Source organism: Methylorubrum podarium (genome assembly GCF_022179745.1).
Classification (GTDB): Bacteria; Pseudomonadota; Alphaproteobacteria; order Rhizobiales; family Beijerinckiaceae; genus Methylobacterium; species Methylobacterium podarium.
The window spans coordinates 1-6,543 of sequence record NZ_BPRD01000265.1; the positions used below are offsets into that span (position 1 = coordinate 1).

The 6,543-nt window shown below is 69.6% G+C and carries 9 protein-coding genes; 2 read left to right on the forward strand and 7 right to left on the reverse strand.

What is annotated here, in order from left to right:
* A partial coding sequence (locus tag MFF42_RS13820; RefSeq protein ID WP_238256246.1) for a bestrophin family protein occupies positions 1-445 on the forward strand: 445 nt, incomplete at its 5' end.
* 82 nt (positions 446-527) lie between these two features.
* On the opposite strand, the gene MFF42_RS13825 is transcribed toward MFF42_RS13820, so the two are convergent.
* The 7 genes from MFF42_RS13825 to MFF42_RS13855 form a co-directional block, all read right to left on the reverse strand.
* Complete coding sequence (locus tag MFF42_RS13825; RefSeq protein ID WP_238256247.1) at positions 528-1,289, reverse strand: molybdopterin-dependent oxidoreductase; 762 nt, start codon at positions 1,287-1,289, stop codon at positions 528-530.
* Between the two features lie 4 nt (positions 1,290-1,293).
* Positions 1,294-1,929: a cytochrome b/b6 domain-containing protein gene (locus MFF42_RS13830; RefSeq protein WP_238256248.1), complete on the reverse strand. Its 636-nt coding sequence runs from the start codon at positions 1,927-1,929 to the stop codon at positions 1,294-1,296.
* Positions 1,930-2,132: 203 nt separating this feature from the next.
* Positions 2,133-2,798: an NrsF family protein gene (locus MFF42_RS13835; RefSeq protein ID WP_238256249.1), complete on the reverse strand. Its 666-nt coding sequence runs from the start codon at positions 2,796-2,798 to the stop codon at positions 2,133-2,135.
* Positions 2,791-3,366 carry a sigma-70 family RNA polymerase sigma factor gene (locus tag MFF42_RS13840; RefSeq protein ID WP_238256250.1) on the reverse strand — a complete coding sequence of 192 codons (576 nt, stop codon included), beginning with the start codon at positions 3,364-3,366 and terminating at the stop codon, positions 2,791-2,793. The genes MFF42_RS13835 and MFF42_RS13840 overlap by 8 nt, the downstream gene beginning before the upstream one ends.
* Before the next feature lie 103 nt (positions 3,367-3,469).
* On the reverse strand, positions 3,470-3,727 hold the full coding sequence (locus MFF42_RS13845) for a pentapeptide MXKDX repeat protein (protein WP_238256251.1): 258 nt from the start codon (positions 3,725-3,727) through the stop codon (positions 3,470-3,472).
* A gap of 188 nt (positions 3,728-3,915) precedes the next feature.
* A complete protein-coding gene (locus MFF42_RS13850) occupies positions 3,916-4,611 on the reverse strand; it encodes a DUF1223 domain-containing protein (protein WP_238256252.1) in 696 nt (231 codons plus the stop codon).
* Positions 4,612-4,958: 347 nt separating this feature from the next.
* On the reverse strand, positions 4,959-6,002 hold the full coding sequence (locus tag MFF42_RS13855) for a substrate-binding domain-containing protein (protein WP_238256253.1): 1,044 nt from the start codon (positions 6,000-6,002) through the stop codon (positions 4,959-4,961).
* A 118-nt stretch (positions 6,003-6,120) separates the two neighbouring features.
* Here MFF42_RS13855 and MFF42_RS13860 point away from each other — a divergent pair.
* The coding region (locus MFF42_RS13860; protein ID WP_238256254.1) for a recombinase family protein at positions 6,121-6,543 on the forward strand (423 nt) is incomplete at its 3' end.

A 6,543-nucleotide genomic window follows, 5' to 3' on the forward strand; every position in this document is an offset into this window, starting at 1 on the left:
GGCCGACGCGGCGCTCGCAGGACTGACGCGGGACCTCGCCGCGGCGATGAGGGCCGGCGCGCTCAGCGACGTGCTGTTCGCGAGCCTGGAGCACAAGATCGCCGGCCTGTCCGCGATCCAGGCGACCTGCGAGCGCATCCACGGAACGCCGCTGCCGTTCGCCTACACTTTGCTGCTCTACCGCACCGCCTGGCTCTACTGCCTGCTGCTGCCGTTCGGGCTCGCCGGCTCGCTCGGCTGGTCGACCCCGATCATCGCGGCGCTCGTGGCCTACGCCTTCTTCGGCCTCGACGCGCTCGGCGACGAGCTGGAGGAGCCCTTCGGCACGGACGCCAACGACCTGCCCCTCGACGCCCTGCTGCACGCGGCCGACGCGGCGATCCTCGACGCGCTCGGCGAGAGCGGACGCGAACCGCCCAAGGCCGACCGGTTCATGCTGCGCTAGGGCGGCCCCGATCGGCCCGGTTTCCCGAAGGCCCGCGATGAGGTGACGGAGTTCCGATCCGCGTCATCGCATCTGGAAAATGCTATAATCCCGAAAACCAATTGTATCCCTGATCCTCCCAATATCCCCCGGGATATTCATTGGTGACGGTGATCGCCATGATGTGCTTGGGGTTCTTGAATCCGAGCTTGGTCGGGATGCGCAACTTGACCGGAAAGCCGTATTTCGGCGGCAGCGGTGCGCCGGCGTAGTCCAGGGCCAGGATCGTCTGCGGGTGGACCGCGCTGGGCATGTCGATGCTCGTCCAGTAATCGTCCCCGCAATCGAACCGGACGTAGCGGGCCGTCAGATCGGCTCCGATCCGCTCGAGGAAGGTACGGAACGGAACCCCGGACCATTGCCCGATCGCGCTCCAGCCCTCGACGCAGACGTGGCGGGTGATCTGTCCCTCCTGGGGCAGCGCCCTCAGGCGGTCGAGCGTCCACGGCGTCCGGTCGGAAACGAGACCGGACAGTTCGAGCTTCCAGGTCGCGCCGTCGATCACCCGGATCCTGCTCGCCGGATAATAGGCGTTGAACGGAAAGTCCGGGGTGATGTCCGCGACCTCGAAGGTCGGCGCCAGGCGGGTCCCGCCGAACAGAGCACCCTGAACGCGGTCGTTCAGTCGCGAGAACCCGCCGAGGACGTTCTCGACATGCGGGTTGTCGGAGAGGTCGCAGCCGCCCAGAGCGAGACTGCCGGCGGCGGCGAGGCCGCCGCGCAGGAAGAGGCGCCGGTCGGGCCGGGCGAGGCGCGTCTCGCGGGGCGCGGGGACGAGTTGGCGGGAGCGGTCGAAGAGCGTCATGGCGTCACCGCGCTTTGGGGCCGAGATGGATCTCGCGGCCGAGGATCATCGCCGGCAGCGTCCGTGGAACGAGGAGCACGAGGGCGAGATGCACCGCCACGAAGGCGGTGATGCCGGCCATGGCCAGGGAATGGACGACCCGCGCCTGGTCGTAGCCGCCCATCAGCGCCGTGAGCGGCGCGAACTGGACGGGCTTCCAGATCGCGAGGCCCGAGAGAACGGCGACGATCCCGCCGAGCAGGACGCCCACGTAGAGCAGGCGCTGCACCGCGTTGTAGACCCCCGGCTTGTGAGGAAGCCGGAACGTCAGGGCCGCCACGAAGTCGCGCCCGATCTCGCGCGGCCGCAGGGGGGTGAGGCGCCGACGCAGGTGACCCGAGGCGAGACCGTAGGTCAGGTAGGCCGCGCCGTTGGCGACGAGCAGCCACATCGCCGCGAAGTGCCATTGCAAGGCCCCTCCCAGCCAACCGCCGAGGGTGATCGCCTTCGGAAACACCCAATCGCCGAAGATCGGCGAGGCGTTGTAGATGCGCCATCCGCTCGTGATCATGATCAGCATGGCCAGCGCGTTCACCCAGTGGGTGATCCGCACCGCGAGGGGATGAATCGGGCGCTCGGTCCGCCGTGGGGGTGAGGACATGGGTACCTTCCTGCGGGGATGCCGGACGACGGCTCCCCGTGGTTGAGGGCATTCTTCGGCTGACGGGGCACGCGCTCCCGATGGGGTCGCGATGGCCCCGTGCCGAAGGGAGTTCGTCGGGTCGGGCGGCGCGGTTACAGGTGTTTTTTGTCTTTTCGGGCCGGCGTCGCAGGCACGCCGAAGCCACGCCTCCGGTCAGCGGATCAGCCGGTCCGATCGAGGAGGCGGCCGCCGAGCAGTCCGTTGAGGCCGACGACGATGAGGACAGCGACTAGATGGACCAGGAGGTCGATCGCGGTGGCATCGTGCGGATGGAACGGCACCAGGAGCGCTGCCGCCGCCGCCGCCGCCGCGAGTCCGCCGAGGGCCGCCGTCAGGTTCGGGCGGAGCGGGCAGGCCCGGCGCAGCATCGTCACCAGCAGAACAGATAGCGGCAGAGACACGCTCATCAGGAACGTGAAGCAGCCGCGCATCTCCTCGGGCTCCGCCAAGTTGGCGGCCGGCGCGATCCACGATCGCAGGCAGCCGAGACCGCTGAACCCAATCCACAGGACGAGCGGCGGGAGAGGAAGCAGCGCCCAGGCCGGACTGCGCCCCGGCACGCTGCTCTGGAATGCCGCGAAGGCGGCGCTCGCGGAGGTCAGGAACGCGCACAGGGCCGCGTAGCGCAGATCCGGCACGCCGAGGCGGGCCCACAAGCCGCCGAGATCGGCAAGAGGCAGGAGGATCGCACCCAGGACCAGCACCGCGCAACACCAGGCCAGGGTCCGCATCGCCGGTCCAGGCAGCCGGCGGACGGGCGTGAGCGACTGGGCCAGTTCGTCGACGAGGTCGGTGACGCGCTGTTCGTGGCTGGCCGGATCAGGCATCCGTGCCCTCCTTGGCAGATGAGAGGTATGTGCGCAGGGCTTTGAGAGCCCTGTGGAAGTTGACCTTCAGCGCTCCCTTCGTCCGTCCGGTGGAGGCAGCGGCCTCGTCGAGCGACAGCTCGCGCAGGGCGATGTGTTCGATCGCCTGGCGCTGCCCCTCCGGCAGCCGCGCGACGGCTGCCGTCAGGATCCGGTCTCGCTCGCCGACATCGAGGGCATGTCCCGGCAAGGGACCGTCGTCGATGCCCGCCTCGTAGGCGAGCGGGTCGTGGACCTCGCGCGGGCGTCGCCCGGTCCGTCGCAGGACGTCGATCGCTCGCCTCTGAGCGATGGCGCGCAGCCACGGCAGGAAGGGCCGGTCCGGATCGTAGGTGGCCCGCGCCCGATGGACGGTGAGAAGCGTCTCCTGGACGACGTCGTCGACGGCGGCCCCCCGCACGCCCTTGGCCCGCACCATGGCGGCGATCACGGGTACGCAGTCGCGCAGGAGGGCGCGATAGGCCGCGGCATCGCCGTTCTGAGCCGCCTGCATGGCGGCGGACAGCGACGCCTCTCCCGATGACGCCATCGGCCGGACGGGCATGGGCAGGAGGGTTCCGGAGACCATGGGGACGGGCCGGCGGAACGGGCGGCCCGGCCGGGCCACCCGCACCATGCTGTCGCGGGCGAGCCTACTTCTTCATCGAATCCTTGGCCATGCCGTCCTTCGACATCGAGTCCTTCGACATGGAATCCTTGGCCATCCCGTCCTCGGCCATCCCGTCTTTCGCCATCGAGTCCTTGGCCATGCCGTCCTTCGACATGCTGTCCTTGGCCATTGAGTCCCTGGACATGCTGTCCTTCGACATGGTTTCGGCCGCGACCGCGGGCGCCGTCGCGAGGGTCGTGGCGAGGACGAGGGAGGAGGCGATGCGCAGGAACGTGCTCATGGGGTCATCCTTCTGTGCGTGCCGAGCGTGGGGGTGGCACTGCACTCGGTTTCGCCGGCAGGTCCTCCGCGGTTACACGTCGCGGAGATTTTCTTTCCGCGTCCGGCAGACGATCAGGCTCAAGCCCGGGCGGCTAGCATCCCGCCCCTGTCGCCGAGTACGGAAAGCCTTCTCCGTGCGTCGGCGTTTCAGCCCTCCGGCGTGAGACGGGCGGCGCCGACGATCCGGCCGCCCGGTTCCTGCACGATCACGGCGACGTCCTGCCCGGCAGGCGCAGCCTCGCTGAACTCGAGGGGTTTGCCCGACCACGTGCCGAGGGTGCGCAGCGAGCGCACGACGTTGGTCTGCTGGATGGTCCGCCCGCTGTTCTCGCCCCGTGCGATCGGCGTGCGCACGGATCGATCGAAGCCGACGAGGATCACGCGGGCGTCGCCCACACCGGAGCCGACCCTGGCGCTGATCCGGCCGTTCCGGCGCGACACCGCCGTCGCGACTTCGGAGCCCCTCTCGGCCCTGGCCTGCCCCACGGCCGCGGCGACGTCCACGCGCCTCGACCCCACGACGCTCCGGCGTCCGTCGATCACGAGTTGGGGCGTGAAGTTGCCCTCACCGAGACGCTCGGCATAGGCGGCCTGCCGCTCGATCCCGCCCTCGAACGACGCGGTGTCCTTCCAGCCGAGATGGTTCCAGTAGGTGACGTGGAAGCCGAGGGGCAGGAGGTCGGCGTTCCCGGCCAGCTCGCCGAGCAGCGCCTCGGCCGGCGGGCAGGACGAGCACCCCTGCGACGTGAACAGTTCGAGGACGACGGGCCGTGCCTGCGCCGTGCCGGACAAGAGCAAGGCTGGCAGCAGGACGGCAAGGGTACGAATGAGGCGCGTGGACATGGTGTGCTCCGGAACGAACGCGGTCGTTACCGTTCGCCGGAAACCGGAATTCGTTACGTGATCCGACTTCCGGCTGATCAACCCGGGTTTGGCCTCACTCCGTCATCGCGAGGCGAAGCCGAAGCGATCCAGGGCTCGACTTTTCCGGAGAGGTCGCGCCCTGGATTGCCACGGCTTCGCCTCGCAATGACGGCCATGAGACCGAAGCGATCAACCGGAAGCCGTATGAGCCGACAACATCGGAGGCTCGCCCGAACTGGGGCGCGGCAAAGCGCGCCGATACGGCCCGGGCTCGCGTGATCCAAGGGTTTCAAGCGGCCCCTCGGAGACACCCGACGGTCCCGCACTCAATCCACGCCCGGTCCGGCGGGGCGGTAGCCGGAGGCCCGGGCCGCGCGCGCCCTGACGGTGGCGACCAGCGCCTCCAGCGCCGGGGCTGCGAGCGATCGGCTCGTGGCGAGATAGTAGGTCTCCCAGCCGACCGACAGAAAATCGAGGCCGAGCCGCTCGGCTGCCGCGCGCACGCCGAGCCCGGCATCGGCCGCCCCGCAGGCGATCACGGCCGCCACCGCCTGGTGCGTGAACTCCTCCACGGCGTACCCTTGGATCTCGGAGGGCGAGAGACCGGCCTCCGCCAACATGCGGTCGAACCAGTCGCGCGTGCCCGAGCCGCGCTGTCGGTTGACGTAGCGCACCCCGTCCCCGGTCAGGTCGGCGAGAGCGCGGATGCCGAGCGGATTGCCGGGGGCGAGCAGCAGACCCTGCTCGCGCTCGAACAGGGGATGCGGCACGAGCCCGGCGCTCGCTTTGACGCCGGAGAAGGGACTGTCCGGTTCTTCCGTTGCCTGCGCGCCGCAATGGAAGCCGGCGGCATCGACCCCGCCGTCGAGAAGCAGCTTCACCGCCGCACTGCTCCCCATCACCGACAGCTCGATCGCGCCCTGCTCGGCCGGAATCTCGCGCAGAACCTCGATCAGGAGAGGATCGTGGCTCGCCGCGAGCCGCAGCGCTCCGCCGCGGCCGGTGAGCAGACGCCGCAGGCGATGCTCGATGGCGCGGGTCTCGCGTCCGAGGCTCGCATCCAGTCCCGAGAGCGCCGAGGTGAACGCCTCCGAGAGCGCGGCCCCGAACTCCGTGAGTTCCGAGCCCTGGCCACGGGTCTTGCGCACGAGCGGCTGTCCCAGGACGGTTTCGTACGCCTGAAGCCGCGCCCAGGCCGCGCGGTAGGACAGGCCGAGGCTCTCGGCGAAGCCCTTGATCGAGCCGGTCCGTCCGATGGCTTCGAACATCTCCAGCAGGTCGATCACCTCGAGCGCGTTCGAACCGATCTGCACCGTGCCGCCGAGCTTGAGGTCGACGGCGACGGGCAACCTATCGGCAGCCGTGATCATATTGATGGCTCTCCAGTTGTCGTAGACAACCAGATACCCTGAAACATCGAGACCTGTCGTGGCTCGGCGGACAACGTCCCCACGCAATGCCACGCAGATGCATCCCGGCCACGCTCAGATGCCCTCAACCGTCTTCATCTCCTATCTCTACGCGGGCTTCCCCGGTCCGGGCCGATCCGGGGACGCGCTGGCGATCCAGCGCGCGGCGGTGGATCGGCATGTCCGCGGGCACGGGCGCCTCGCCGCGGAGGTCGTCGAGACCGGGCAGGATCGGCCGGGCTCGAGGTGGTCGCGCCTTCACGATGCGCTGAGCCTGTGCCGCCGCGGCGGCGCAACGCTGTTGATGGCCGACTTCGGCGCTTTCAGCGGGAATTCTGCGTCTCTGCGCCACTTGAGCGACGAACTGCGCCGACTCGACCTGCGCTTCGCCGCCGCCGATCGGCCGGACGCGAGCGAGGTCACGCTCGGCATCATGGCAGCCTTGGCGGAGGCCGAGGACAGATGGGGCGGGCCATGCACCCCGGAGGCGATGGCGCGCCGC